This window comes from Bradyrhizobium sp. CCBAU 45321 (assembly GCF_028128975.1).
In the GTDB taxonomy this organism is placed as follows: Bacteria; Pseudomonadota; Alphaproteobacteria; order Rhizobiales; family Xanthobacteraceae; genus Bradyrhizobium; species Bradyrhizobium yuanmingense.
In genome coordinates this window covers 102671-129105 of sequence record NZ_LFKZ01000128.1, presented here as the reverse complement: position 1 = coordinate 129105, position 26435 = coordinate 102671, and the positions used below count along the sequence as shown (strand labels likewise).

The following is a 26435-nucleotide window of genomic DNA, read 5'->3' as shown; positions in this document are numbered from 1 at the left end:
TCGTTTAGATGTCTACGCACGATCCAATCAGCGATCTGATCACCCGTATCCGCAACGCGCAGATGCGTTCGAAGACCAAGGTCTCCACGCCCGGCTCGAAGATGCGCGAGAACGTGCTCGAGGTTCTGAAGGCCGAGGGCTACATCCGCGGTTACGCCACGCTCGAGCACTCCTCGGGCCGCAGCGAGATCGAGATCGAGCTGAAGTATTTCGACGGCGAGCCCGTCATCCGCGAGATTGAGCGCGTTTCCAAGCCCGGGCGCAGAGTCTACGCCTCGGTGAAGAACCTGCCGCGGGTGAACAACGGTCTCGGCATTTCGGTGTTGTCGACGCCGAAGGGGATCATGGCCGACCACAGCGCGCGCGACGCGAATGTGGGCGGTGAAGTCCTCTTCACGGTGTTCTGAGAAGGATTTTCGATCCATGTCACGTGTTGGCAAAAAGCCTGTGACGGTGCCGTCGGGCGTTACCGCGACCGTCGACGGCCAGACCGTCAAGATGAAGGGGCCGAAGGGCCAGCTTCAGTTCATCGTCCACGACGACGTCGAGGTGAAGCTCGAGAACGGCCAGGTCAAGGTCAAGCCGCGGACCGAGACCAACCGCGCGCGGGCGCTGTACGGCACCGCTCGCGCCCAGGTCGCGAATCTGGTCGAAGGCGTCACCAAGGGCTTCGAGAAGAAGCTCGAGATCACCGGCGTCGGCTATCGCGCCGCGATGCAGGGCAAGAACCTGCAGCTCGCGCTCGGCTACAGCCATGACGTGATCTATCCGATCCCCGAGGGGATCACGATCACCGTCCCGAAGCCGACCGAGATCACGGTGGCGGGCAGCGACGTCCAGCGCGTCGGCCAGGTCGCCGCCGAGATCCGCTCCTATCGTCCGCCGGAGCCCTACAAGGGCAAGGGCGTGAAGTATGTGGGCGAATTCATCTTCCGCAAGGAAGGCAAGAAGAAGTAACGGAGCCGGTCATGTCGAAAGCCAAGGTTACGAATGCCCGGCGCAAGCGGAGTGTGCGGCTGAAGCTGCGCCGTTCCGCCGGCGGCCGTCCGCGCCTGTCGGTGTTCCGCTCGTCCAAGCACATCTACGCCCAGGTCATCGACGACCTGAAGGGCGAGACGCTGGCCTCTGCCTCATCGCTCGAGAAGTCGATGCGCGACGGCGGCAAGACCGGCGCCGACATCGATGCGGCGAAGGCGGTCGGCAAGCTGCTGGCTGAGCGCGCTGCAGAGAAGGGTGTCAAGGAAGTCGTGTTCGATCGCGGCAGCTATCTCTATCACGGGCGCGTCAAGGCTCTTGCCGATGCAGCGCGTGAGAGTGGGCTGAGCTTCTAACAGAATTTGAGGATTGGGGCGTAAGCCTCTGAAGGATTGGAAAAACCATGGCAGCTGAACGCGAACAACGTGGTGGACGCGATCAACGCGGCGGCGGACGTGAACGCAGGGAGCGCGAGGAGCGCGACAGCGAGTTCGTCGACAAGCTCGTCCACATCAACCGCGTGGCCAAGGTCGTCAAGGGCGGCAAGCGCTTCGGTTTCGCAGCGCTGGTCGTGATCGGCGACCAGAAGGGCCGCGCCGGCTTCGGTCACGGCAAGGCGCGCGAAGTGCCCGAGGCGATCCGCAAGGCGACCGAGTCCGCCAAGCGCAACCTGACGCGGGTGTCGCTGCGCGAGGGCCGCACGCTGCATCACGACATCGCCGGCCGTCATGGCGCGGGCCGTGTCTATCTGCGTGCAGCTCCCGCCGGTACCGGCATCATCGCCGGTGGCCCGATGCGCGCCGTGTTCGAGACGCTCGGCGTCCAGGACGTGGTGGCGAAGTCGATCGGCTCGTCGAACCCGTACAACATGGTGCGCGCGACTTTCGACGCGCTCAAGCACCAGGATTCGCCGCGTTCAGTCGCAGCCCGCCGCAACATCAAGGTGTCCACCCTCCAGTCCCGTCGTATCGGCGGCGATGCCGAGGCGGCCGCCGACTAACGGAAGCTTTTCGGAGTAGACTCCCATGGCCAAGGCCGCAAAGACGATCAAGGTCGAGCAGACCGGCAGCGCGATCCGCCGCCATCACTCACAGCGTTCGACCCTGATCGGGCTCAAGCTCAACAAGATCGGCCGCACCAGCGAACTGCCGGATACCCCGGCGGTCCGCGGCATGATCGAGAAGGTTCACCATCTCGTCCGCATCATCGACGAGAAGTAAGCAAAGGCGCACGGTCCCGGAGAGCGGGAAGCGGTTTTCGGTGAAGATCGTGCGCAAGACACAAGGAGAAGGGCGATGAAGCTCAGCGATATCGCCGACAACGCCGGCTCGCGCAAGAAGCGTATGCGCGTCGGCCGCGGCATCGGTTCCGGCAAGGGCAAGCAGTCCGGCCGCGGCGGCAAGGGCCAGACCGCGCGCTCGGGCGTGCGCATCAAGGGTTTCGAAGGCGGCCAGATGCCGATGCATCGCCGTCTGCCCAAGCGCGGCTTCAACAACATCTTCCGCGTCGAGTTCGCCGAGATCAATCTCGACCGGCTCCAGGAAGCGGTCGACGCCAAGAAGATCGACGCCGGCAGCGTCGTCAACGTCGAGGCCCTGGTGAAGGGCGGCGTGCTGCGCCGCGCCAAGGGCGGCCTGCGGCTGCTCGGCCGAGGCGAGCTCAAGTCCAAGCTCAACATCGAAGTGCACGGCGCCAGCAAGACCGCGATCGCTGCGGTCGAGAAGGCCGGCGGCTCGGTGAAGATCCTCGCCCAGCCCAAGGAAGAAGGCGAGGCGGCGTAACAACTGCGTCATTGGCCCGCGGCGCGCGGGCCTTTACGCATGCGGGACGTGGACTTATCGAAGCCGAGCCCCAGATAATGTCCGGCGTCCGCTAAACTAGCCCGGCCGCGGGCATGACGGCGCAACGGGCGGCGGGAGAAAGTCCAAGATGGTCTCTGCAGCGGAACAACTGGCAGCCAATCTCAATTTCGGCGCGTTTGCCAAGGCCGACGAACTGAAGAAGCGCATCTGGTTCACCCTGGGTGCGCTGCTCGTTTATCGGCTCGGGACCTATATCCCGCTGCCGGGCATCGATCCCAACATCTGGGAGCAGGTGTTCCGCTCCCAGGCGGGCGGCATCCTCGGCATGTTCAACATGTTCGCCGGCGGCGGCATCCACCGCATGGCGATCTTCGCGCTGAACATCATGCCGTACATCTCGGCCTCGATCATCATCCAGCTCCTCACCACCGTCTCGCCGCAGCTCGAGGCGCTGAAGAAGGAAGGCGAGGCGGGCCGCAAGACGCTCAACCAGTACACGCGCTATCTGACCGTCATCCTGGCCGCATTCCAGTCCTACGGCATCGCCGTCGGCCTCGAAGGTGCCGGCAACGTCGTCAGCGAGCCCGGCATGTTCTTCCGCCTGTCCACGGCGATCACGCTGACCGGCGGCACCATGTTCCTGATGTGGCTCGGCGAGCAGATCACCTCGCGCGGCATCGGGAACGGCATCTCGCTGATCATTCTCGCCGGCATCGTCGCCGAGTTGCCCGCGGCGCTCGCCGGCATGCTCGAGCTTGGCCGTCAGGGCGCGATGTCGACCGGCCTGATCCTGGTCGTCATCATCATGGCCGTCGTCGTGATCGCCTTCATCGTCTTCATGGAGCGCGCCCAGCGCCGCCTCTTGATCCAGTATCCGAAGCGCCAGGTCGGCAACAAGATGTTCGAGGGCCAGTCCTCGCATCTGCCGCTCAAGCTCAACACGTCCGGCGTGATCCCGCCGATCTTCGCATCCTCGCTGCTCCTCTTGCCGACGACGGTTGCGAACTTCAACACGGGCAGCGGGCCGGAATGGTTCCAGTGGATCACCACCCAGCTCGGCCATGGCCGTCCGCTGTTCTTGATCATGTATCTGGCGCTGATCGTATTCTTCGCTTTCTTCTACACCGCGATCGTGTTCAATCCGACCGAGACCGCGGACAATCTGAAGAAGCATGGCGGCTTCATTCCCGGCATTCGCCCGGGCGAACGCACCGCGGAATACATCGACTACGTGCTGTCGCGCATCACCGTGCTGGGTGCGATTTATCTCGCCATCGTCTGCTTGATCCCGGAAATCCTGATCTCCTACGCCTCGGTGCCGTTCTATTTCGGCGGCACCTCGCTGCTGATCGTCGTCAGCGTCACCATGGACACGGTGGCGCAGGTGCAAGGCTATCTGCTGGCGCACCAGTATGAAGGTCTGATCCGCAAGTCCAAGCTGCGAGGCCGCCGTAGATGAGCAGGGAGCTCGCGCGCCGTATCGCTTTCACGATCGGCGCGCTGCTCCTTTTCAGGCTCGGCACGCAGATCCCGATTGCGGGACTGAATCTCCCCGCCGTCTCGCCGACGCTGGATCTCGTCTCCCGGCTTTCGATCTTTGCGCTCGGCCTCATTCCCTATCTGACTGCGGCAATCCTCATCCGGCTGCTGGCCGTGGTGTGGCGCGGCCCGAATTCGCTCGAACGGTCCGGCGAGGGCGGACGGCGTAAGGTCGCGCGTGCCACGCTCGGGCTTACACTCGGAATTGCGGCCTTCCAGGCCTACGGCATCGCCTCGGCACTGACGTCGATCCCGGGCCTCGTCAAAAATCCCGACGGCTGGTTCGTGACGACGGCTACGGCCTCGATGGTCGGCGGCGTCTTCGTGCTGGTGTGGCTCAGCGAACAGATGACCCGCTACGGCATTGGCAATGGCTTGGCGCTGATCTTGAGTGCCGGCTTCATCGTCGCCATTCCGCAAAACATTGCCGGTATCGCGGATCTCGTGCGGAGCGGGACGATCTCGGGCAATCTTGTGCTCGGCCATGTCGTGTTCTGGATCGCGATCGTCGTCGTGATCGTGCTTGTCGAAGGTGCGCGGCGAAATATCCGGGTCCAGTTCGCAGCACAAAGTGTCGGTACGCGGCAACTGCCTGTGCGCGATGCAATGCTGCCGATCAAGCTCAACAGCGCCGGGTTCGTGATTCCCGTCACCGTAGCGCCGTGGATATTCTATCTGCCGCTTGCCTTTGCGGGCTTCATCCTGGGAGGCGATCATCCCCTGGTTGCCGCAACCTACCGGCATCTCCAGCTGGGGCAGCCGGCGTACCTCATCCTCGTGTCGATCGCCGTGTTCGTGCTCGCCTTCGTCTACACTGCTTATGTGATCGATCCCGAATACACCGCCAAATCCCTGAGCCGCCACGAGGGCGCAATTCCCGGTGTCGCTCCCGGCGAGGCCACCGCGGACTATCTCGATCGCGTCGTGTCATTGACGACAGTCGTCGGAGCCGTCTACCTGACGGCGTTGCAGTTGATTCCGGAGGTGTTCGAGCTTTACGGGATCGGGCTGCCTTATAGTATGGTCGTCAATGGTGGTGCAGTGCTGGTTGTGGTTTGCACCGTTCTTGATATCAAAACGCAGGTGCGCGAGGTGTCGCTCACCAATCCGGGGGGCGTACGCCGATGAGAATTATACTTCTGGGACCGCCGGGGTCGGGCAAGGGGACCCAGGCCCAGCTCCTGGTGCAGCGCTATGGCATCGTCCAGCTCTCGACTGGCGAGATGCTGCGTGCCGCGGTTGCGGCCGGCACCCCGGTCGGGTTGAAAGCCAAGGAGATCATGGCGAGCGGCGGCCTCGTGCCCGATGACGTCGTGGTGGGAATCATTTCCGACCGCATCGAGCAACCGGACGCCAAGAGCGGTTTCATCCTCGACGGTTTCCCCCGCACCGTGCCGCAGGCCGAGGCGCTGGACGAGCTGCTCAAGCGCAAGCACCTCAAGCTGGACGCCGTGATCGAGCTCCGGGTCAATGAGAGCGCGCTTCTGAGCCGCGTCGAGACCCGCGTCGCCCAAATGCGGGAGCGCGGCGAGGAGGTCCGGCTCGACGATACGCCGGAGGTCCTGACCAAGCGGCTGGCCAGCTATCGCAGCCAGACGGAACCGCTGATTCACTACTATTCCGAGCGGCGGAAGCTCTCGACCATCGACGGCATGATGACGATCGACGAGGTCACCCGCGCCATCCACCGCCAGCTGCTGGCTCTGGGGGCGGTCGAGCCCAAGACGCATGCTAGGAGCGCCGCCAAGGCGGCGCCGGCCAAAAAGGCCAAGGCGGGGAAGAAGGCGGCGGCAAGGCCGGCAAAAACGGCCAAAAAGGGCGCCAAATCGGCTAAAAAGGCCGCCAAATCGGCGGTGAAAGGCCCAAAGAAGGCGGCCAAGAAAGCCACCAAGAAAACCGTCAAGAAAGCAGCCAAGAAGACGGTCAAAAAGGGTGCCAAAAAGGCCGCAAAAAAGGTCACGAAAAAGCGAGCCAAGCGCTAGCAGCGGTTGACGAAAGCCCCCGGAATCCCCTAATAAGCCCCGCATCCAAGTCGGATAGTTTCAGACGATGCCGGGCCCCAGGAAGACCGGGGGTGGGCGTCGTGTTCGCGTTTGTGAACACCTGCCCGAGAAAGCAAGCACTTAAAGCCCGATTCCTGACGAGGGATCGGCAACAGGAGAGAAGGCCGTGGCCCGTATTGCCGGCGTGAACATTCCCACCAACAAGCGCGTGCTGATCGCGCTCCAGTACATCCATGGCATCGGCCAGAAGATCGCTGGTGAGATCCTCGAGAAGGTGAAGATCCCCGTGGATCGTCGCGTCAATCAGCTCAGCGACGCCGAAGTGCTCCAGATCCGCGAAGTGATCGACCGCGACTATCTCGTCGAGGGCGACCTGCGTCGTGAGGTCGGCATCAACATCAAGCGTCTGATGGACCTCGGCTGTTATCGCGGCCTGCGTCATCGTCGCGGTCTGCCGGTGCGCGGTCAGCGGACCCACACCAATGCGCGCACGCGCAAGGGTCCGGCCAAGGCCATCGCCGGCAAGAAGAAGTAAACTGGCGAATTGGAAGTGGCGAGTGGCGAGTAGGGGGCTTCCCTATTCGCCACTCGCTACTCGCTATTCGCTTCCATAGGTGTAGCCGCTGGCATTACGGCGGCGTTTGAGATCTTCAGGAAAGGGACTCAATGGGCAAGGAAGCCACCCGCGTTCGTCGTCGTGAGCGCAAGAACATCGCCTCCGGCGTCGCGCATGTGAACTCGTCGTTCAACAACACGACCATCACCATCACCGACGCGCAGGGCAATACGATCGCCTGGTCCTCGGCCGGCACGATGGGCTTCAAGGGCTCGCGCAAGTCGACCCCGTATGCCGCGCAGGTTGCCGCCGAGGACGTCTCCAAGAAGGCGCAGGAGCACGGTATGCGCACGCTGGAAGTCGAGGTCGCCGGTCCCGGTTCGGGCCGCGAATCGGCGCTCCGTGCGCTCCAGGCCGCCGGCTTCACCGTCACCTCGATCCGCGACGTGACCACGATTCCGCACAACGGTTGCCGTCCCCGCAAGCGTCGGCGCGTTTGATTTTGACGAGCTGCGGGCGCGTCGGCGCCCGCGGCGACTTTGCAAGAAGCCGCGGGAATGATCTGCGGCCTTTCTCCAACGCCAGTATTTGCACCGTCAAATTGACTGGCCTGTATGGGTGAAACAGTGACGATCCAGAAAAATTGGCAAGAACTGATTCGGCCGAACAAGCTCCAGGTCACGCCCGGCAGCGATCCCTCGCGTTTCGCGACCATCGTCGCCGAGCCGCTAGAGCGTGGCTTCGGCCAGACCCTCGGCAATGCGCTGCGCCGCATCCTGCTCTCCTCGCTCCAGGGCGCGGCGGTGCAGTCGGTGCACATCGACGGCGTGCTGCACGAGTTCTCCTCGATCGCTGGCGTCCGTGAGGACGTCACCGACATCGTGCTCAACATCAAGGACATCTCGATCAAGATGCAGGGCGAAGGCCCCAAGCGCATGGTCGTGAAGAAGCAGGGCCCGGGTGTCGTCACCGCCGGCGACATTCAGACCGTCGGCGATGTGGTCGTGCTCAACCCCGATCTGCAGATCTGCACGCTCGATGAGGGCGCCGAGATCCGCATGGAGTTCACGGTCTCGACCGGCAAGGGCTACGTGCCCGCCGAGCGCAACCGTCCCGAGGACGCGCCGATCGGCCTGATCCCGGTCGACAGCCTGTACTCGCCGGTCCGCAAGGTCTCCTACAAGGTCGAGAACACCCGCGAGGGCCAGATCCTCGACTACGACAAGCTGACCATGACGATCGAGACCAACGGCGCGATCACGCCGGATGACTCGGTGGCCTACGCCGCCCGCATCCTGCAGGATCAGCTCAACGTGTTCGTCAATTTCGAAGAGCCGCGCAAGGAAGTCGCCCAGGAGATCATCCCGGACCTCGCCTTCAACCCCGCCTTCCTCAAGAAGGTGGACGAGCTCGAGCTGTCGGTGCGTTCGGCCAACTGCCTGAAGAACGACAACATCGTCTACATCGGCGACCTCGTGCAGAAGAGCGAGGCGGAAATGCTCCGCACCCCGAACTTCGGCCGCAAGTCGCTGAACGAGATCAAGGAAGTGCTGGCCCAGATGGGTCTGCACCTCGGCATGGAAGTGCCGGGCTGGCCGCCGGAGAACATCGACGAGCTCGCCAAGCGCTTCGAGGATCATTACTGAGCGAATGGCGAGTAGGGAGTGGCGAATAGGGGAAGGACTATTCGCTACTCACCATTCGCCACTCGCAGCCTAGGGCGAACGCAGGAAGCCCACCTGAAAACCAGTCGCTGAACCACCGCGACACAATCGAAGAAGGACTACACACATGCGTCACGGCAAGGTTCATCGGAAGCTCAACCGGACGGCCGAGCACCGCAAGGCGATGTTCGCCAACATGGCGGCCGCGCTGATCAAGCACGAGCAGATCGTCACCACGCTGCCCAAGGCCAAGGAGCTTCGCCCGATCGTCGAGAAGCTCGTCACCCTCGGCAAGAAGGGCGGCCTGTCGCTGCGCCGTCAGGCCATCTCCGAACTGCGCGACGTCGATATGGTCAGGAAGCTCTTCGATACGCTCGCGACCCGCTACAAGGACCGCCAGGGCGGCTACACCCGCATCATCAAGGCCGGCTTCCGCTACGGCGACAACGCCGCGATGGCCGTGATCGAGTTCGTCGATCGCGACGTCGACGCCAAGGGCCAGGATTCCGGCCCGGTGCAGGAGAAGGAAGCCGAGGCGGCATAAGCCCGACCGGCGTGAAGTTTCAAAAGCGGCGTCTTCGACGCCGCTTTTTTGTTGGAACGGTCGGGTTGGCAAAGGCGCGCTCTTCGCGCGCCGTGACCGGCATTCACGCTCCTCACGCGTCGGTGAGCCCTGATTGCGGCTGAAGGAGCCGCTTCCGATATCTCCATCCACATCCATGGAGATAACGCATGAAGATCGACCTTTCCGGCAAGACCGCCCTCGTCACCGGCTCGACGGCCGGCATCGGCCACGCCATCGCCAAGGGCCTCGCAGACTCCGGCGCCAGCGTCGTGATCAACGGCCGCAGCCAGGACAAGGTCGATGCGGCGGTGCGCAGGCTGGAAGGAACGGGCGCCAAGGTCCGCGGCATCGCGGCCGACGTCTCGACCGCAGCAGGCTGCAAGGCACTCGTTGCGGCGCTGCCCGAGGTCGACATCCTCATCAACAATGCCGGCATCTTCGAGCCCAAGGATTTCTTCGACATCCCCGACGAGGACTGGAGCCGATTCTTCGAGGTGAATGTGATGAGCGGCGTGCGCCTGTCGCGCGCGTACATGAAGGGCATGCTCGCGCGCAATTGGGGCCGCATCGTCTTCATCTCCTCGGAATCCGGGCTCAACATTCCCGTCGAGATGATCCACTATGGCATGACCAAGACGGCCCAGCTTTCGGTCGCGCGCGGCCTGGCGCAGCTCACCGCCGGCACCGGTGTCACCGTCAATTCCGTGCTGCCGGGCCCGACCATGTCGGAAGGCGTCGAGACGTTCGTCAAGGATCTCGCCAGGCAGAACGGTCAGTCCGTAGACGAAGCCGCTGCCAATTTCGTCAAGCAGCATCGCCCGAGCTCTCTGCTGCAGCGCTTCGCCAGCGTCGACGAGATCGCCAACATGGTGGTCTATGTCGCCTCGAAGGAGGCATCCGCCACAAACGGCGCAGCGCTGCGCGCGGAAGGCGGCATCGTCAACACGATCGCCTGAGGAGATGCGCATGGCCGCCTATGTGATCTCCGAGGTCGAGGTGCGCGACCAAGCCGCGATGGAGGCCTATCGCGCCCTGGCTGCCAAGACGATCGCGCAGTACGACGGGCGTTATCTCGTTCGCGGCGGTCAGGTCGAGCTGCTGGAGGGCGGTCCACCACCCAACGCCATCGTCATCGCGGAGTTCCCGACGATGGCGCGGCTGAAGGAGTGGTACGCCTCCTCCGAGTATGCCGAAGCCCTGAAGCTGCGCGCGAGCGCACTGGAGCGCAGGCTGCTGCTTGTCGAAGGCGTATTGACGCCGTAGGCGATCGGCTACTCGTCCTTGATCCCGGCCTTCTGCGCGATCTCCTTCATCTTGGCCGTCTCCTTTGTCACCGCACCGGCCCAGTCGTCGAAGCGTGCGAAGCCGGGCTCGAAACCGACCTTGACGAAGCGCTCGGCAACCGAGGGGCTGTTGATGATCTCCTCCAGCGTCGCCGTGAGCTTGTCGCGAACCGGTGGCGGCAGCCCCTTGGGTGCGACCACCGCGCCCCATGACGAGAAGTCGATGGCGGGATAGCCGAGCTCTGCCAATGTCGGTACGTCGGGCAGGAATGGTGTGCGCTGGCTCGAGAACACGGCCATCACCTTGACGGCGCCGGCCTCGATTTGCGGTTTAACGGCAATCACGGTGTCGACATGGTATTGAATGTGCTTGCCGATGAGATCGTTCATGGCCGGCGCGCTGCCCTTGTAGGGCAGGTGGACCATCTTGATTCCGGCATTCGACTTGAACAACTCGCCGGCGAAATGCGACACCGTGGCGACGCCGAAGGAGGCCAGCGACAGCTTGTCCGGATTGGCCTTTGCCGCCGCGACCAGCGCGGGCAGATCCTTGACCGGATTGTCCTTGTAGGTGACCAGCGCCAGGGTGATCTTGCCGACCCGGCCGAGCGGTTCAAAATCCTTGGCCGCGTCGTAAGGAACGCTCTCCTTCACGGCGGCCGGCAAAGTGAAGCTCGAATTCGAGCTGAAGAACAGCGTGTATCCATCGGGCGCCGCGCGCGCGACCTCCTTGGCGGCGATCGTGGTGCCGCCGCCGGGACGGTTCATGATGATCACGGGCTTGCCGAGCCGCGCTTCGAGCTCGCCGCCGATGATGCGGGCCACCACGTCGGAGGCTCCGCCCGGCGGAAACGGGACGATCAATTGCAGGGATTTCTCGGGATAGGTCGATTGCGCGGTTGCTAGCGAGTTGACGCTGATCGAGCCGATGGCGGCGAGCGCGAGCGCCAGGAAGGTTGTTTTCATCGTGTCGTTTTTCCGCAGGTGAGGTTCAATCGAAGGCGAGAAATCCCGGCTTGCCCGCAATTGGCGGCTGCTTGGCAAGCCATGCAATGTCGGGAACGGGGCGGGCGGTGTCCGGATTGGCGGCAAGCACCGCTTCGATTTCGCGCGCGACCGCGAGCGTTAAGAGATCGCCGCCGCGTGGGCCGATCACCTGGACGCCGAACGGCAGGCCGGCCTCGTCCCGTCCGGCCGGGATTGCGACGGTGGGATGGCCGACATTGGTGACGGCATAGGCGAGCGCGAGCCAGTGGAAATAGTTCTTGGTCGGCCGGCCGTCGATCTCGGCTGGATAGAGCTCCGACCACGGCCGTGGGCTGATGGTGACCGCAGGCGCGAGAATGAAATCGTGATCCGCGAAGAAGGTCTGCCAGCGCCGGTAAAGGTCGGTCTGCATCGAGAGCGCACGCGCCACGTCGGCAGCGGAATAGCCGAGCCCCTCCGCAACATTGTCGCGAACGTTGGGCCCGACCTTGTCCGGAAACTTCTCCACGAGCTCGCGGTGGCGGCCGAGGAATGCGACGGCGCGCAGGATGCTGAACACCTCGTCGGCGCCGGTGCAATCAGGATGGGTCCATTCGACTCCGCGAAATACAGTTTCGAACGAAGTGAGCTTCTGCGCGAAGGCGCGGGCGACCGCCCCCTCGGTCGGCGCAAAGCCGAAATCGGTGGTCGCAGCAATGCGGAGCGCGGAGAGATCGACGCGCAGCGGATTGCGATAGAGCACCGGCGTAGGCGCACCGCCCGTATGAAGGATCGCCGATAATGGATCGCGGGCGTCACGATCCAGCATGCAGGACAGCATGAGGCAAGCGTCCGACACGGTTCTCGCCATCGGTCCGAGTTGCGAGATCTGCAGCCAGGCCATGTTGCGGCTGTTGCTGGCGATCAGTCCTGGCGAGGGCCGGAATCCGACCACGCCGCAAAAGGATGCCGGATTCCGTACCGAGCCGCCGGTATCGGATCCGGTCGCGAGCGGCACCATCCCAGTGGCGAGTGCGACGGCCGATCCACCCGACGAACCGGCGGCGGATCGATTGGGATCGAAGGGATTGCCGGTCGCGCCATAGACGGCGTTGCGCGTATTGCCTCCGGCGCCCCATTCCGGCACGTTCGTCTTGCCGATGACGATCGCGCCCTCGCGCTTGAGCATCGCGACGATGGCCTCGTCCTGCGGGGCGACATTGTCCGCGAACAGCACGCTGCCGAAGCTGGTCGGCAATCCTTCGGCGTCGATCAGGTCTTTGACACCGAGCGGCAACCCGTGCACGGCGCCGAGGGTGTCACCGCGCATCACGGCGGCCTCGCGCTCGCGCGCCGACTTGCGCGCGGTTTCGAACGAGCGCGCAACGACGGCGTTGACCGCCGGATCGACCGCTTCGATGCGGCGGATGCAGCTATCCGTGAGCTCGACGGGGGATAGCTTGCGTTGGCCGATCAGCGCGCGTGCCGCGACCGCCGAAAGGTCGCATGGTTCGGTCATCATCAATCTGCTTGTTGCTGGTCCCGGAGGGCGGGGGGCGACCCTCTTTTCCGGGACCGCAGATGCATGATGCCTCAATTGACGCGGAGTGCCAAGCCTACCACCCCTCCAGCACGATCTTGCCGCGCGACTTGCCGCTCTCCAGCAGCGCGTGCGCGCGCTTGAGGTTGGCGGCGTTGATCGTGCCGAAAGTTTGGTCGAGTGTGGTGCGCAACACGCCTTTATCGATAAGGTCTGCCACATCATTGAGCAGATGATGCTGCGCGATCATGTCAGGGGTCTGGAACGAGGAGCGCGTGAACATCGATTCCCAATGCACCGAGATCGCCTTGCCCTTGAACGCGGCGATCGTGAACTCCGGAGGATCGTCGATCAGGCCGAACTTGCCCTGCGGTGCCATGAATTCCGCAATCGCCTTGTAGTGCTGGTCGGTAAAGTTGAGGCTGGCCACGAGTGCGACCGGCGGCAGCTTCAGTTTCTCGATCTGCTCCTTCATCGGCTTGCCATGGTCGATCACCGCATGCGCGCCGAGATCGAGGCACCATTTCTGCGACTCCGGCCGTGTCGCGGTGGCGAGCACCGTGAGGCCGGTGAGGCGGCGGGCGAGCTGGATCAGGATCGAGCCGACGCCGCCGGCGCCGCCCGTGATCAAGAGGGTACGCGGATCGACGCTCTTGCCCGGCACTGCGCCGAGCCGGTCGAACAGCAGCTCCCAGGCGGTGATGGAGGTGAGGGGAAGAGCGGCGGCTTGCGCGAACGACAGGCTCTTCGGCTTGTTGCCGACGATGCGCTCGTCGACCAGGTGGAATTCGGCGTTGGTGCCCTGACGCAGGATCGAGCCGGCGTAGAACACCTCGTCGCCCGGCTTGAACAGCGTCACGTCGGGACCGACGGCATCGACCACGCCGGCCGCGTCGTAGCCGAGGATTTTCGTCTCGCCCTCGGGAGGGGCGGCGCGCCTGCGCACTTTGTAGTCGACCGGATTGGCCGAGATCGCCTTCACGGCGACGCGGATGTCGCGCCCTTTGGGGTCGGGTTTAGCGGTCTCGAAATCGAACAGTGATTCCGCGTCCTCGATCGGAAGCGATTTCTTGTAGCCGACGGCTTTCATGGCGTGTCTCCATCAAATGGCTTTGTTCGCCCGCTGCCCTAACTGTCGCTCTGGCTCCGATTTGGCAAGTACTGTAAATTCGGGGATATAGTCCCTGTTTGGATACTATTGGGAAAAGCCGCATGAAACGCCGTAATTTCGCCCGCCGTCCAGGCTGCTCGGTCGAGGCGACGCTGGACCTGATCGACGGCAAGTGGAAGGGCGTGATCCTCTACCACCTGCAGAGCGGCACCCAGCGCTTCGGCGAATTGCGCCGCCGGATGCCCGGCATCACCCAGCGCATGCTGACGAAGCAGCTGCGCGCGCTGGAGGAAGACAAGCTCGTCATCCGCAAGGTCTATGCCGAGGTGCCGCCGCGCGTGGAGTATTGCCTGTCCGAGCTGGGCGAGAGCCTGAGGCCCGTGATCGACATCCTGAAGGCCTGGGGCGAGAGCCACCAGGAGCGGTTGTCCTGCGCGCCGCCGCCCGTGGTCGTGAAGAAGAAGCGCGCGGCGTAGATTGTAGCCTGCCCGGCGCAGCATTTTCAGTGTCATCCTCGCGAAGGCGGGGATCCATAACCCCAGGGAGAGGTTGTGGTGCGCGCTAGCAACTCCGAGTCATCGCAGCCACGTCCGCCTGTGGTTATGGGTCCCGGGCTCGCGCTTTCGCGCGCCCCGGGACGACGAGTGTGGCCTAGAACGCGAACTGCGTGCGCATCGCGACCGCGTCGAACTTCGAGCCGACGTCGGCGGTCGAGATCGGCGAGGCCTGTCGCGATACCGTGCCGTGCAGATAGTCGAGCATGAAGCGCACGTTGCCGTTGACGTACCAGTTGAGCGCGAGCGTATAGACGGTCTGCCGGCCGCCTGCGACGCCGCTCGCCGTCGCGAGCTGATCGTTGAGGTCGATCGTCGAGAACCGTCCTGCGATCTCCCACGCGCCCCAGCCGCCGCCGTCGAGCGAGAACGGATGCGCCGGCTTGACGCCGCTATAGGCCGCGTTCGCCGCATTGTAGGACCGGCCTTCGCCGGTCAGCACATAGCCGGCCTGCGCGTAGCCGCCTTGGAATTTCAGGCTCGGTGCACCCGTCAGCGGCACGGCTGTGTTGGCGGTGCGATCGACATTGTACCAGAAATACTCGCCCTGGACGATGAACGGACCGTAGGTCGCCGCCGCCTCGACGCTGTAGACCTGCGCGCCCGAGGCATTGGCGATAGCGCCGGTCGAGATCAGCGTGGTCGGGTCGAGCCGCAATTCCGGACGATCGCTGAGCGTGACCGTCTGGGTGTTGGCGATCAGATTGCGCGGCGGCTGGATCAGCCATTGCGCATTGGCGCCGATATGCACCGAGTAGTCCTTGGTGCTGATCGGATTGCCGGCGACGCGCGCCACGGCACCATATTGCTCGCTGGTGCCGGGCGGCGCCGCGCTCGAGGCGGAATGGATCGCACCGGTCGTCGGTCCCGTGATATAGCCGCCGATCCAGAGCTGGTCGTTGAACCAGCGCGCACCGGCCGCGGAACGGAAGTCACCGGCAGCGATGTTGGTCGCGATCACGCCGGGCGAGGCGCGCTCCATGAACATGATGTCGTTCGAGCTCGTCGCTTCGTCGAGCGTGTATGGCAGATCCATGATGCCGGCCTCGATCGCCATCTTGCCGCCGAACGGTTTCAGGCCGGTATAGCTGATATAGGCGTTTTCGACGCCGGAGACGCCGCCGCCGGGCAGCGATCCCGGCGCGGCGCCGCCAAATCCGTCGGACGAGCCGCCGAAATCGTAGACGAGGGCGAAGTTCCAATCGTGGAAGAACTTGCCGGTGACACCGATGCGCGCGCGGCGGACGTTCTGGCCGCTGTCAAGCTTCTGCGGCACCGTCGCCGCGGTGTTGGGACGATAGTCGTAGCCGCCGACATCCCAATGCAGGCGGCTGGTGATGGCGACGCAGTTGGCCTGGTCGGCGGTGCAGATCGTCGGCCGGTTGTTCGGCATCGTCACGACGACGCCGGATGCCGGCGCGGGCCCCTTGACGGGGATTGCCGCGTTGGCATTGGCCACCGCGGCCTTTGCCTCCGCGCGCGCCTCGGCCTTGGCCTCTGCCTTGGTTTCGGCTTTCGCCTTTGCCGCGGCGGCCGTGTTCGCCGCGGTCTGGCTCTGCAGCTTGTCGAGCTTCTGTTCGAGCATCTTCAACTGCTGCTTCAACAGCGCGATCTCCTGCTCGCTGCTGCTTGCCGACTGGGCCTGGGCCTGCGAGGCCGCCAGCGCGCCGGCGAGACCAATCGCTGCGGCCGCAGTTCTTTTTTTGCTCACGTTACGCCTCCATCGTTTGACTGTTTTCCCCAAGTCGCGAACGGAGAGCCTAGGTGTGATCGATGACTGCCCCGCGACGCTGCGAGCGGTTGCGTCGGTTCCTACTGATGCAAATTCGCCGCAACCGAATCCGCCTCACACCACCATGCAAGATGACGCACATCATGCCAATCCGCCGCTGGGCAAATTGCCGATTCGCACGGCACCCTTGCATCCCGGACACGGCTTCGAGGCGGCCGAATATTGCCCTCCGGCGCTCTTCTATTGGGAGGCGAACGCGCCTATATTCCGGCGTCATTTCCAAGAGGTAGGAATGTTTCGAGCGACCTGGACTGCGGCCCTCACGGCGCTGTGCGTAGCCTTTTCGGCCACCCTCAATCCGACTGCTGCGCAGGACCGTCGGGTCCCGTCGTCGCCGGCCGAGCTGCGGATGTCCTATGCGCCGATCGTGCAGCGGGTGCAGCCGGCGGTCGTCAACGTCTATGCCGCAAAGGTGGTGCAGAACCGCAATCCGCTACTGGACGATCCGATCTTCCGCCGCTTCTTCGGTGTGCCGGGCCAGCAGCCCGAGCAGATGCAGCGCTCGCTCGGCTCCGGCGTCATCGTCGATGCCTCCGGCCTCGTCGTCACCAACGTCCACGTCATCGAGGGCGCCGACCAGGTGAAGGTGTCGCTGTCGGACAAGCGCGAGTTCGAGGCCGAGATCCTGCTCAAGGATTCCCGGACCGATCTTGCCGTGCTGCGCCTGAAGGACAGCAAGGAGAAGTTCCCGACGCTGGACTTCACCAATTCCGATGAGCTCTTGGTCGGCGACGTCGTGCTCGCGATCGGCAATCCGTTCGGCGTCGGCCAGACCGTGACCCAGGGTATCATTTCAGCGCTGGCGCGCACGCAAGTCGGCATCACCGACTATCAGTTCTTCATTCAGACCGATGCGGCGATCAATCCCGGCAATTCCGGCGGCGCGCTGGTCGACATGGGCGGCAAGCTCGCCGGCATCAACACCGCGATCTATTCGCGCTCCGGCGGCTCGCAAGGCATCGGCTTTGCGATTCCCGCCAACATGGTGCGCGTCGTCGTCGCCTCCGCCAAGAGCGGCGGCAAGGCTGTGAAGCGGCCCTGGCTCGGTGCGAAATTGCAGGCGGTGACGCCCGACATCGCCGAGAGCCTCGGCTTGCGCTCGCCGACCGGTGCGCTGGTCGCGAGCGTGGTGTCGAACGGTCCGGCGGCGAAAGCCGGCCTGAAATCCTCCGACCTCATCACCGGGATCGACGGCCAGATCGTGGATGATCCCAACGCGTTCGACTATCGCTTCGCAACCCGTCCGCTCGGCGGCACCGCGCAGCTCGACGTGCAGCGCGGCGGCAAGTCGGTGAAGCTCACGGTAGCGCTGGAGACCGCGCCCGACACCGGGCGCAACGAGCTCGTCGTCACCGCGCGCTCGCCGTTCCAGGGCGCGAAGGTTTCGACCATCACGCCGGCCGTCGCCGATGAGCTGCGTCTGGATGCCGACACCGAAGGCGTCGTGATCACCGATATCGGCGGCGATACCGCGGCTGCGAGTGTCGGCTTCCAGAAGGGCGACATCATCCTGGCCGTCAACAACCAGAAGATCAGCAAGACCGGTGACCTCGAGAAGGCCGCAGGTGAACGGGCACGGATCTGGCGCATTACGCTGGTGCGCGGCGGCCAGCAGATCAACGTCACGCTGGGCGGATGAGTCCGAAGCGACCAACGGAGACACCGACTCTCTTTGCCGCGGCGGGGCTCGATCACGATGCTCCGCATCCGCTGCCGGACCGGCTGCGCCCGCGCGCGCTGTCAGAGGTCGTCGGCCAGGACCACATCCTCGGCCCGGACGGTGCGCTGACGCGCATGCTGGAGACGCGCACGCTCGGCTCGCTGGTGTTCTGGGGCCCGCCCGGCACCGGCAAGACCACGGTGGCACGGCTCCTGGCTGACGCGACCGATCTGCATTTCGAGCAGATCTCCGCGGTGTTCTCCGGCGTCGCCGACCTGAAGAAAGCGTTCGATGCCGCGCGCGCCCGCCGCGAGATGGGCAAGGGCACGCTGCTGTTCGTCGATGAGGTGCACAGATTCAACCGCGCCCAGCAGGACTCTTTTCTGCCCGTGATGGAAGATGGCACGGTCGTCATGGTCGGCGCCACCACCGAGAACCCGTCCTTCGAGCTCAATGCGGCGTTGCTCTCTCGCGCGCGCGTGCTGGTGTTTCGCTCGCTCGATGCTGCCGCAATCGAGAAGCTGTTCGCGCATGCCGAGGCGGTCGAGGGTAGGAAGCTTCCCCTCGATGCGGAGGCGCGCGCCGTGCTGGTGCGCATGGCCGATGGCGACGGAAGGGCCTCGCTGACGCTTGCTGAAGAGGTCTGGCGTTCGGCGCGGGCGGACGAGATCTTCAACGCAGCGCAGCTGCAGGAGATCCTGCAGCGCCGCGCGCCGATCTACGATAAGTCGGCCGACGGCCACTACAATTTGATCTCGGCGCTGCATAAATCGGTGCGCGGCTCCGATCCCGATGCCGCGCTGTATTACCTCGCGCGCATGTTGGACGCCGGCGAGGACCCGCTGTTCCTGGCCCGCCGCGTTGTGCGCATGGCGGTCGAGGACATCGGGCTGGCCGATCCGCAGGCGCTCGTCATCGCCAATGCCGCCAAGGACGCCTTCGACTTCCTCGGCCATCCCGAGGGCGAGCTCGCCATCGCCCAGGCCGTGGTCTATCTCGCCACCGCGCCGAAATCGAACGCGGTCTACACTGCCTTCGGCACCGCGATGCAGGTCGCTAAGCAGGCCGGCTCGCTGCTGCCGCCAAAGCACATCCTCAATTCCCCGACCAAGCTGATGAAGTCCGAAGGCTACGGCTCCGGCTACGAATACGACCATGATGCGCCGGACGCCTTCTCCGGCCAGGACTACTTCCCGGAGGCCTTGGGACGTCAGACCTTCTACGACCCGCCCGAGCGCGGTTTTGAGCGCGAGATCAGGAAGCGGCTGGATTACTGGGCCAAGCTGCGCAAGGAGCGGGGCGACTCGCGCTAGAAGCGGCCATTTCGTCGTGACGGAAGGCCGCTTTTAGGGTACGCAGGCAACCATGAGCCGCCGCATCAAGAGAATGAACCCAAAGCCGCGGTCGCGTGACGAACGCGACGACTCGCAGGCGCATCAGGCGCGTAGCGCGAAGAGGGCCGGGCCGCGTCCGGGCGGCAAGCCCGGCGGGAAGCCGCAGCGCTTTGTCGGCGAGCGCGCCGAGCGGCGTCCGCCCAAAGCGGTCCAGGAGAGGCCTGCGCCTGAAAAGTCCGTCGAGGCGCTGCTGCCGACCAAGGTGCAGACCGTCACGGTCACGGCGGACGAGAACAACATGCGCGTTGACCGTTTCCTGGAAGCGCGCTTTCCCGGCCTGTCGTTCTCCCACATCCAGCGTGTCGTGCGCAAAGGCGAGCTGCGCGTCGACGGCAAGCGCGTCGACAGCAAAGACCGGCTGGAGGAGGGACAGAGCGTCCGCATTCCGCCGCTCAAGCTCGATTCGCCGAAGGTCGCCGGCGAGCTCTCGGAGGCCGCGCAGAAGACGCTGAAGGCGCTGAAGGAGATGACGATCTGGGAGGACGACGACGTTCTCGTCCTGAACAAGCCTGCCGGCCTTGCCGTGCAGGGCGGCTCGGGCATGACGCGGCACATCGACCAGATGCTTGAGGTGATGCGCGATGCCAAGGGCCAGAAGCCGCGCCTCGTGCACCGCATCGATCGCGAGACCTCGGGGTGTCTGCTGATCGCCAAGACGCGCTTCGCTGCCTCACACCTGACCGGCGCGTTCCGCTCGCGCTCGGCGCGAAAGGTCTATTGGGCCCTGGTGCCGGGCCTGCCGAAGCCGAAGCAGGGCCGCATCTCGACCTTCCTTGCGAAGGAGGAGGGCGAGGACGACACCATCATGCGCATCGCCCAGCATGGCGATGAGGGCGCCAGTCACGCGGTGACGTACTACGCCGTGGTCGAGACCGCCGGCAACAAGCTGACCTGGGTGTCGCTGAAGCCGGTGACGGGCCGCACCCACCAGCTGCGCGCCCACATGGCCCATATCGGCCATCCCATCGTCGGCGATCCCAAATATTTCAACATCGAGAACTGGCAGCTGCCGGGCGGCCTGCAGAACCGGCTGCATCTGCTCGCACGCCGCATCGTCATTCCGCATCCGCGCGGCGGCGTGATCGACGCCACCGCGCCGTTGCCCCCGCACATGCAGCAGTCGTGGAACCTGCTCGGGCTGGACGCAACCAGATTTGATCCGATCGAGAACGCGCCGGAAGAATAGTGAGGTTGAATAGGGGTGGCAGGCGTACGACATCTCCCCCATGAGACGAGTGTCGATCTGCTTTGCGCTGTTGGCCGCGCTGTTCGTAGGCCAGCCTGCCCACGCCCAGTATGTGTCGCCGGGCGCTTCGCGGCTTGCTCCACCGCTGCCTGCGCCACCACCGCCGCCCAAGATCGCGGTGCCCAAGGTTCCGCAATTCGACGCGCCGCCGCGCTACAACTACCAGCCGCTCCCGCGCAATTCGTTCAGCGATCGGGTCACGAAATGTCTCCACGACGGCGCAGCCGCAGGACTGGGCCCGGCCGATCGCGGCACGTACGCGCGCATGTGTGCGAACTAGCTAGCAGCACTCCTGGTCCTACTGGCGAGGCCGTGACGACACTGGTAATTCGACTGACGACAGGAACCAAAATCCGACATGCGCGAATTGTTCGAAGAAGCAGCAAGTCAGCCCCCGCCTGATCCCCGGGAATCGGCGCGCGTGTCCGCGCGCACGCCGCTGCGCAAGCGCTTCTACAAGGAAGCCGGCATCGCCGATGCCGAGGGCGGCTTCGCCATCACTCTCGACGGCAAGCCGATCCGCACGCCCTCCGGCCGCCAGGTGGTGATCCCGACGCGCGCGCTCGCAGATTGCGTCGCAGCGGAATGGGCCGCCCAAGGTGACACGATCGATCCGGTGACCATGCCATTGACGCGCATCGCCAACAGTGTGGTCGAGGGCGTCGTCGATCGCGTCGAGCTCGTCAGCGACGACCTCGCCAAATATTTCGAATCTGACCTGCTGTTCTATCGTGCCGGCCATCCCGAGGGACTGGTCGCCCGCGAGGCCGCGCATTGGGATCCCGTGCTGTTCTGGGCGGCGCAGACGTTGGGTGCGCATTTCATCCTGTCCGAAGGCGTCATGCACGTGAAGCAGCCGGACGAGGCGGTGAAGGCCGCACGGGCCGCGCTGCCCGGCGACCCCTGGTCGGTCGCCGCGCTCCACATGGTGACCACCCTGACCGGCTCGGCGCTGCTCGCGCTGGCGCTGGACCAGGGCGTGCGCGATGCCGACCAGGTCTGGGCCGCCGCCCATGTCGACGAGGACTGGAACGTGGAGCAATGGGGCGTGGACGAGGAGGCGGCCGCCCGCCGCGCCGCCCGCTTGAAGGATTTCCAGGCCGCCGTGACGGTTCTGGCGGCGGTGAAGCAGCCGGCCATCTGAGGTCCTTAACGAGAGGTTTACGACGCAGCGGTTACGGTGGCCGGCATTCCCTAAGGCTGCCGAGATGCCGACGCCGGTCACCTCCATTGCTCCCGTCAACGCTGCCAGCCGCCCGGCTGATGCGGCGACGCGGGATCTCGTGCTTCAGGCCGGCAGTGTGGTCGATGCCAGGGTGGTCAGCGTGCTCGCCGACAATCTGGTGCGGATCGCGATCGCCAACCTCTCGATGGACGTGATGTCGGAGGTGGCGCTGACGCCGGGGCAGAATCTCCAGCTCGCGGTCTCGCAGAGCAACGGCACCATTCGCCTCGCGGTCATGGGCGGGGCAGGCGAGGCGGCGGGAGATCAGGTCACGCTGACGCCGCGGGCGGCCTCGCTGGTGGAGAGCCCGCCGCTGGCGCCGCCGGTGGCCACGGCACGGAACACCCTCACTCCGTCCGAGCAGGTCGCCGTTGCAACGGCCTCCGCCGAGGCCGCGACCAAGCAGGGCAGCCAGGCGCCGCTGTTCGCCAACCTGGCCTCCGTCGTGACGAGTAGCAATCTGCCCGCTGGGCTGAAGCAGGCCGTGCTCGATGTGCTGGCGCAGCAGACGCCGCTCAACGCAGCCCTCGACGGCGGCGATATCGAATCCGCGTTCCAGAAGTCCGGACTGTTTCTCGAGGCCTCGTTGGCCGCAGGCACAACGCCGTCCTCCGGCGCGATCCCGGACTTGAAGGCCGCACTGCTGGTGTTGCGCCAGACTCTGGCATCGACCTCCGGCGCGCCGCAGGCAACTGCGCAAGGTGTGGCGCTGCCGGCGAGTGCTGCGGCCACGACGCAGACCGCAGCCTCCGCGCTGGCGGGCGAAACGGCCCAAGCGGCGTTGCCGGAACTGGCCCGGCCGGCGCAAGCGTCGCGCGGTGCACTTGCTGCCGCTCTGCTGGCCGATGTGGCGGGCAACAATCCGCAAGCTTTGACGTCGCGCACCATGTCCGCGGGTCTTGCCGCGAGCCTGCTGCAGGAGGTCACGGAAAATCTGCCGCGCCTGACCGGCAACGTGCCGGGCTCCAACAAGTCCGTGCCGGACGCCCATCTCTTCGAGGCGGCCGCACATCCGACACCTCCGCCGATCCGCGGTGCGCTGCCGGCGCCTCAGTCCATCGCCGCACCGGCGCTCGCGCCGGACGCGCCGCTGGCTGCGACCGTGCATCGTCTGCTCGACGACACCGATGCGGCGATCGCGCGGCAGACTTTGCTGCAAATCGCATCGCTTCCCGATCGCAGCGACGCCAGCGGCCACCGCATCGATCCGGCCGCGCCGCAGTGGAATTTCGAGATTCCGTTCGCGACTCCGCAAGGCACCGCGATGGCGCAGTTCGAGATCTCGCGCGATGGCGGCAACGAATCGGCCGATTTCGCCAAGCGCGCCTGGCGCGCACGCTTCTCTCTTGATGTCGAGCCGGCCGGACCCGTGCATGCGCTGATCACGCTGAACGGCGACAAGACCTTCGTTCGGATGTGGGCGGAGCGGCCGGCCACGGCGCAGCAGCTCCGCGCCGGCATCGGTGAGCTCAGCCAGGCCTTGACGAAGGCCGAGCTCAAGCCCGGCGATATCGTGGTCCGCGACGGCATGCCGCCGCCACCGGCGCCGGCCCGCGCCGGCCACTTCCTGGATCGCGCCACATGAGCGATCCCTCCAAGCTCGCGATCGCGCTGCATTACGAGAAGGGATCCGGCGCGCCCGTCGTCGTCGCCAAAGGCAAGGGCACGATCGGCGAAAAGATCGTCGAGATCGCCAAGGCCCACGATATTCCGATCGAGGAGAACGAGGTCCTGGCCGGCGCGCTGTCGAAGGTCGAACTCGGCGACGAGATCCCGCCGGATCTCTACAAGGCCGTCGCCGAGGTGCTGGTGTTCGTGCTGCGGCTGTCGGGCCGGGGGCACTGAGCGCTGTCATCGTTTGACCAGATATCGTCGGCATTGTAGCCGTCGCTTTCATCGTCTAACGGACACCGCCCTTGCTGACCCGCCGTTCCACCCTCGGCCTCCTCGCCGCAACCGCGATCCTGCCTGGACGCGCGCGCGCCCATGTCGCGCCGCCGCGCAATGAAATCCGCGACGCTCTTGCAAAGCGCTTCACCGATCTCGGCACGTCGGGCACCTTCGTCGGCTACAAGGTCGAGGACTATCTGATCGTCGCCAGCGACAAGGAGCGCTCGGGCGCGGGCAAATTGCCGGCCTCGACCTTCAAGATTCCCAACTCGCTGATTGCGCTCGAGACCGGTGTTATCACTGACCCCGACAAGGACGTGTTTGCCTGGGACGGCGTCAAGCGCCCGATCGAGGCCTGGAACAAGGATCACACGCTGCGCAGCGCAATCGCGGTGAGCGCGGTGCCGGTCTATCAGGAGATCGCGCGCCGCATCGGCGAGGTGCGCATGCAGCAATATGTCGACGCGTTCGACTACGGCAATCGCGACATCGGCGGCGGCATCGACCAGTTCTGGCTCACCGGGGCCTTGCGGATCGATCCGGTCGAGCAGATCGATTTCGTCGACCGGCTGCGCCGCCGTACGCTGCCGATCTCAAAGCGCAGCCAGGATCTCGTTGCCGATATCCTGCCGGCGACGAAGGTCGGCGACGCCGTCATTCGCGCCAAGTCTGGTCTCCTGGGCGCCGAGCGCGGCGAGCCGTCGCTCGGTTGGATGGTCGGTTGGGCCGAGAAGGGCGAGGCACATACAGTGTTCGCGCTCAACATGGATTGCAAGGAGCCGCGCCACATCGAGGCTCGCATGACGCTGACCCAAGCCTGCCTTGCCGAGATCGGCGCGCTCTAGCGCGACCGTGTGCACGTCAAGCCGGCACCTGAACCTCGGTCGTCGCAATCAGACGCCAATCGGCGAGCGCGGCCAAGCGGTGGGGTTCGGCCTCACGCCGGTAATCGGAGCTCAAGACGATGACTCGAAAGGTCGCGAAGTCCGGGTAGCGAACGATTGCGGCGTCGTGCCAGGCTTCGCCTTGTGCTGCCACCAGCAGAGCTCCGACAGAGCCAAGCCAAGTTGGCGTCACCCCTTGCGGAATCGCGACCTTGCGAAATGCGGGGACATAGCGCGTGTAATAGGCGTCGCGGCCGCTACAGGCCGGAAGCTCGGATTTGTCTGGGTACAAGGCCTCATCCCGATAGCGTAGAAGATTGAGCATGAAGATGGGTTGATCTCCGGGCAAACTCGAGGCTGCCATGTCGAGTGATGCATGATCGATATCGACGAACATTGTTCTCTCCGGTCGTGGGTTCTTGCTGTGCTGATATCGCTTTCGAACGGCCGGCGTTGTAGTGGTTTCGGTGTCACCGCTATGATGACGTCATGGCAACACCAAGCGGCCATCGGCAACTCCTCGGCAATTCTGAGCGCCAACCCGGCGGTCCAGCTCGAGCTGAAAGTCGACGATTTCGGGGACGGAGTTCAGGCGTTGTCGGGTTTTGCCGTGAGCGCCCGGTCAATCGCAAAGCCGCCGATCTCGCTCATGGCCTGCGAGATCGGATCGCCACGCCGGGCAAAGCCGCTGGAGAGATAATCGAATTGCGTTCGCGCCAGCCGCAGCACCTCGATCGGCACCGAGACCGCGCTCTCGTTGAAGCTGTCGACGGAGGCGCGCAAGCTGTCGAGCTCCGTCGTGAGCTTGCCGATATGTCTCTCGGCATGCTGCATCAGCTCAAGCAGCTTGCCGCGCTCGGCATCGAAGGCGGCGCGCTCGGCTGCGGTCGCGGCGGTGAGCTCGGCGAGCTGTGCCCGCAGCGCCGCGATCTGGCCGACCATGGCGTCGGAGGCGAGTTCGGCGGACTCGCGCAGCTCGGCGTTGCGCGTGCTCTCTTCCTGCGCCTGATGATAGAGCCGCTCGGCCGACATCGCCCGCTGGCCGAGCTGCTCGATCATGCCGGCCGCGCGCAGCAGCATCTCGCCGTTCCGTCCTGACACCATGCCGGCCATGCGGCGCAGGAAGTCGATGGTTTCGGACGCTGGGTTCGGCGGCAAGGGGACGACCGTCGCGGACATCTTGCGTGATGCCAGTAGGTAGATGCTGGAGCCAGGGCATGATGATCACCGCCGTACCGACTGGGCTCACGCAACATTCGGCGCCTGATCTGACTCGGAGCAAGCCTGAATCGGTCGGCCCGGTCAACCTGCCGGGCTGCCAAATTTGAGGTCAGGAGTCCTTCTGCCGCCCGATCCGCCCCAGGTGGGTGAAGCCGAATCCGGCGGAATATTTCAGGCCGTAGCCGAGCGCCCGGTCGATGCCGATATGGGCAAGCCAAATCAAGGCGATGGAGAGGGTGAGGGGCGAGGCGAGGGCGAAGCCCAGCGTCAGCAGCGCCACCGGCGCCATGTAGCTGTGGGCGGCGTTGTAGACCATCGCACCGAACCTGGTGTCGGACAGGTAGGCCAGGAAGCTCAGATCGGGTACGAAGAACAGCAGCGCAAACACCAGCCACGACCCGTCCCAGGCCGCATAGAGCGTCACCATCCCAGCAAACAGGGTGAGGCCCTCCAGCCGCAGCAGGATGTTGACGCCGCCTGTCGCAGCGCCCGTCTCGGCCGTTCCTTCGCTCACGCTTGCCTCCCGGGCAAAACTTTGTAATTCCTTGCGCTTTCCCGCTACGGC

At 64.9% G+C, this 26435-nt stretch carries 31 protein-coding genes; 24 read left to right on the top strand and 7 right to left on the bottom strand.

The genetic code is table 11. The annotated features are described in order from the left end of the window. Positions 1–8: 8 nt before the first annotated feature. From rpsH to ACM43_RS27885, 15 genes are all read left to right on the top strand, one after another. On the top strand, positions 9–407 hold the full coding sequence (gene rpsH / locus ACM43_RS27955) for a 30S ribosomal protein S8 (protein WP_024342456.1): 399 nt from the start codon (positions 9–11) through the stop codon (positions 405–407). 16 nt (positions 408–423) lie between these two features. Beyond that, a complete protein-coding gene (gene rplF / locus ACM43_RS27950; protein WP_028177973.1) occupies positions 424–957 on the top strand; it encodes a 50S ribosomal protein L6 in 534 nt (177 codons plus the stop codon). An 11-nt stretch (positions 958–968) separates the two neighbouring features. Further along, entirely contained in the window at positions 969–1331 is a 363-nt protein-coding gene (gene rplR / locus ACM43_RS27945; protein WP_024342458.1) for a 50S ribosomal protein L18, read from the top strand. 47 nt (positions 1332–1378) lie between these two features. Beyond that, positions 1379–1975, top strand: a complete 597-nt coding sequence (gene rpsE / locus ACM43_RS27940; RefSeq protein WP_014494507.1) for a 30S ribosomal protein S5 — start codon at positions 1379–1381, stop codon at positions 1973–1975. 25 nt (positions 1976–2000) lie between these two features. Then, on the top strand, positions 2001–2195 hold the full coding sequence (rpmD, locus tag ACM43_RS27935) for a 50S ribosomal protein L30 (protein WP_025036984.1): 195 nt from the start codon (positions 2001–2003) through the stop codon (positions 2193–2195). 75 nt (positions 2196–2270) lie between these two features. Then, entirely contained in the window at positions 2271–2756 is a 486-nt protein-coding gene (gene rplO / locus ACM43_RS27930) for a 50S ribosomal protein L15 (protein WP_036011044.1), read from the top strand. A gap of 148 nt (positions 2757–2904) precedes the next feature. Further along, positions 2905–4236 (top strand): preprotein translocase subunit SecY, encoded by a 1332-nt coding sequence (gene secY / locus ACM43_RS27925; protein ID WP_157280554.1) that lies wholly within the window; start codon positions 2905–2907, stop codon positions 4234–4236. Further along, entirely contained in the window at positions 4233–5444 is a 1212-nt protein-coding gene (locus tag ACM43_RS27920) for a preprotein translocase subunit SecY (RefSeq protein WP_271544505.1), read from the top strand. The genes secY and ACM43_RS27920 overlap by 4 nt, the downstream gene beginning before the upstream one ends. Next, complete coding sequence (locus tag ACM43_RS27915) at positions 5441–6298, top strand: adenylate kinase (protein WP_271544503.1); 858 nt, start codon at positions 5441–5443, stop codon at positions 6296–6298. Before ACM43_RS27920 ends, ACM43_RS27915 begins: the two co-directional genes overlap by 4 nt. Positions 6299–6485: 187 nt before the next feature. Further along, positions 6486–6854 carry a 30S ribosomal protein S13 gene (gene rpsM, locus ACM43_RS27910; RefSeq protein ID WP_008549231.1) on the top strand — a complete coding sequence of 123 codons (369 nt, stop codon included), beginning with the start codon at positions 6486–6488 and terminating at the stop codon, positions 6852–6854. A 131-nt stretch (positions 6855–6985) separates the two neighbouring features. Then, entirely contained in the window at positions 6986–7375 is a 390-nt protein-coding gene (gene rpsK / locus ACM43_RS27905; protein ID WP_007603045.1) for a 30S ribosomal protein S11, read from the top strand. Positions 7376–7489: 114 nt separating this feature from the next. Continuing rightward, positions 7490–8521 carry a DNA-directed RNA polymerase subunit alpha gene (locus ACM43_RS27900; protein ID WP_029674561.1) on the top strand — a complete coding sequence of 344 codons (1032 nt, stop codon included), beginning with the start codon at positions 7490–7492 and terminating at the stop codon, positions 8519–8521. Positions 8522–8666: 145 nt separating this feature from the next. Next, positions 8667–9083 (top strand): 50S ribosomal protein L17, encoded by a 417-nt coding sequence (gene rplQ, locus ACM43_RS27895; protein ID WP_126258111.1) that lies wholly within the window; start codon positions 8667–8669, stop codon positions 9081–9083. Between the two features lie 188 nt (positions 9084–9271). Continuing rightward, the gene (locus ACM43_RS27890) at positions 9272–10060 is read left to right on the top strand and encodes an SDR family NAD(P)-dependent oxidoreductase (RefSeq protein WP_157280551.1); all 789 of its coding nucleotides are present in this window, start codon (positions 9272–9274) and stop codon (positions 10058–10060) included. A 10-nt stretch (positions 10061–10070) separates the two neighbouring features. Continuing rightward, positions 10071–10367, top strand: a complete 297-nt coding sequence (locus ACM43_RS27885) for a DUF1330 domain-containing protein (protein WP_271544499.1) — start codon at positions 10071–10073, stop codon at positions 10365–10367. Between the two features lie 8 nt (positions 10368–10375). Here ACM43_RS27885 and ACM43_RS27880 read toward each other — a convergent pair whose 3' ends face one another. The 3 genes from ACM43_RS27880 to ACM43_RS27870 form a co-directional block, all read right to left on the bottom strand. Next, complete coding sequence (locus ACM43_RS27880) at positions 10376–11353, bottom strand: Bug family tripartite tricarboxylate transporter substrate binding protein (RefSeq protein WP_271544498.1); 978 nt, start codon at positions 11351–11353, stop codon at positions 10376–10378. 25 nt (positions 11354–11378) lie between these two features. After that, positions 11379–12872 (bottom strand): amidase, encoded by a 1494-nt coding sequence (locus tag ACM43_RS27875; protein WP_271544496.1) that lies wholly within the window; start codon positions 12870–12872, stop codon positions 11379–11381. A 97-nt stretch (positions 12873–12969) separates the two neighbouring features. After that, positions 12970–13983 carry a zinc-binding alcohol dehydrogenase family protein gene (locus ACM43_RS27870; RefSeq protein ID WP_271544494.1) on the bottom strand — a complete coding sequence of 338 codons (1014 nt, stop codon included), beginning with the start codon at positions 13981–13983 and terminating at the stop codon, positions 12970–12972. A gap of 122 nt (positions 13984–14105) precedes the next feature. On the opposite strand from ACM43_RS27870, the gene ACM43_RS27865 reads away from it, so the two are divergent. Then, positions 14106–14480, top strand: a complete 375-nt coding sequence (locus ACM43_RS27865) for a winged helix-turn-helix transcriptional regulator (protein ID WP_057029641.1) — start codon at positions 14106–14108, stop codon at positions 14478–14480. A gap of 175 nt (positions 14481–14655) precedes the next feature. Here the strand turns inward: ACM43_RS27865 and ACM43_RS27860 are convergent, their stop codons facing one another. Further along, positions 14656–16269: an OprO/OprP family phosphate-selective porin gene (locus ACM43_RS27860; protein WP_271544490.1), complete on the bottom strand. Its 1614-nt coding sequence runs from the start codon at positions 16267–16269 to the stop codon at positions 14656–14658. Between the two features lie 313 nt (positions 16270–16582). On the opposite strand from ACM43_RS27860, the gene ACM43_RS27855 reads away from it, so the two are divergent. The 8 genes from ACM43_RS27855 (at position 16583) to blaOXA (ending at position 24610) form a co-directional block, all read left to right on the top strand. Next, positions 16583–17989, top strand: coding sequence for a DegQ family serine endoprotease (locus ACM43_RS27855; RefSeq protein ID WP_271544488.1), 1407 nt, complete (start codon positions 16583–16585; stop codon positions 17987–17989). After that, a complete protein-coding gene (locus ACM43_RS27850) occupies positions 17986–19323 on the top strand; it encodes a replication-associated recombination protein A (protein WP_271544487.1) in 1338 nt (445 codons plus the stop codon). Before ACM43_RS27855 ends, ACM43_RS27850 begins: the two co-directional genes overlap by 4 nt. Positions 19324–19375: 52 nt before the next feature. Continuing rightward, the gene (locus ACM43_RS27845; RefSeq protein ID WP_271544485.1) at positions 19376–20590 is read left to right on the top strand and encodes an RluA family pseudouridine synthase; all 1215 of its coding nucleotides are present in this window, start codon (positions 19376–19378) and stop codon (positions 20588–20590) included. A 40-nt stretch (positions 20591–20630) separates the two neighbouring features. Beyond that, positions 20631–20930 carry a hypothetical protein gene (locus ACM43_RS27840; protein WP_271544483.1) on the top strand — a complete coding sequence of 100 codons (300 nt, stop codon included), beginning with the start codon at positions 20631–20633 and terminating at the stop codon, positions 20928–20930. A gap of 78 nt (positions 20931–21008) precedes the next feature. Beyond that, entirely contained in the window at positions 21009–21794 is a 786-nt protein-coding gene (locus ACM43_RS27835; RefSeq protein ID WP_271544481.1) for an ATP12 family chaperone protein, read from the top strand. A gap of 64 nt (positions 21795–21858) precedes the next feature. Continuing rightward, on the top strand, positions 21859–23460 hold the full coding sequence (gene fliK / locus ACM43_RS27830; RefSeq protein WP_271544479.1) for a flagellar hook-length control protein FliK: 1602 nt from the start codon (positions 21859–21861) through the stop codon (positions 23458–23460). After that, the gene (locus ACM43_RS27825) at positions 23457–23720 is read left to right on the top strand and encodes an EscU/YscU/HrcU family type III secretion system export apparatus switch protein (protein WP_271544477.1); all 264 of its coding nucleotides are present in this window, start codon (positions 23457–23459) and stop codon (positions 23718–23720) included. Before fliK ends, ACM43_RS27825 begins: the two co-directional genes overlap by 4 nt. Positions 23721–23791: 71 nt before the next feature. Next, positions 23792–24610, top strand: coding sequence for a class D beta-lactamase (blaOXA, locus tag ACM43_RS27820; protein ID WP_271544475.1), 819 nt, complete (start codon positions 23792–23794; stop codon positions 24608–24610). Positions 24611–24626: 16 nt separating this feature from the next. On the opposite strand, the gene ACM43_RS27815 is transcribed toward blaOXA, so the two are convergent. The 3 genes from ACM43_RS27815 to ACM43_RS27805 all read right to left on the bottom strand — a co-directional run bounded on the left by ACM43_RS27815 (position 24627) and on the right by ACM43_RS27805 (position 26384). Next, positions 24627–25046: a hypothetical protein gene (locus tag ACM43_RS27815; RefSeq protein WP_271544472.1), complete on the bottom strand. Its 420-nt coding sequence runs from the start codon at positions 25044–25046 to the stop codon at positions 24627–24629. Between the two features lie 191 nt (positions 25047–25237). After that, a complete protein-coding gene (locus ACM43_RS27810; RefSeq protein ID WP_271544470.1) occupies positions 25238–25828 on the bottom strand; it encodes a hypothetical protein in 591 nt (196 codons plus the stop codon). Positions 25829–25979: 151 nt separating this feature from the next. Further along, positions 25980–26384, bottom strand: a complete 405-nt coding sequence (locus ACM43_RS27805) for a DUF4260 domain-containing protein (RefSeq protein WP_271544468.1) — start codon at positions 26382–26384, stop codon at positions 25980–25982. Between the last annotated feature and the right edge of the window lie 51 nt (positions 26385–26435).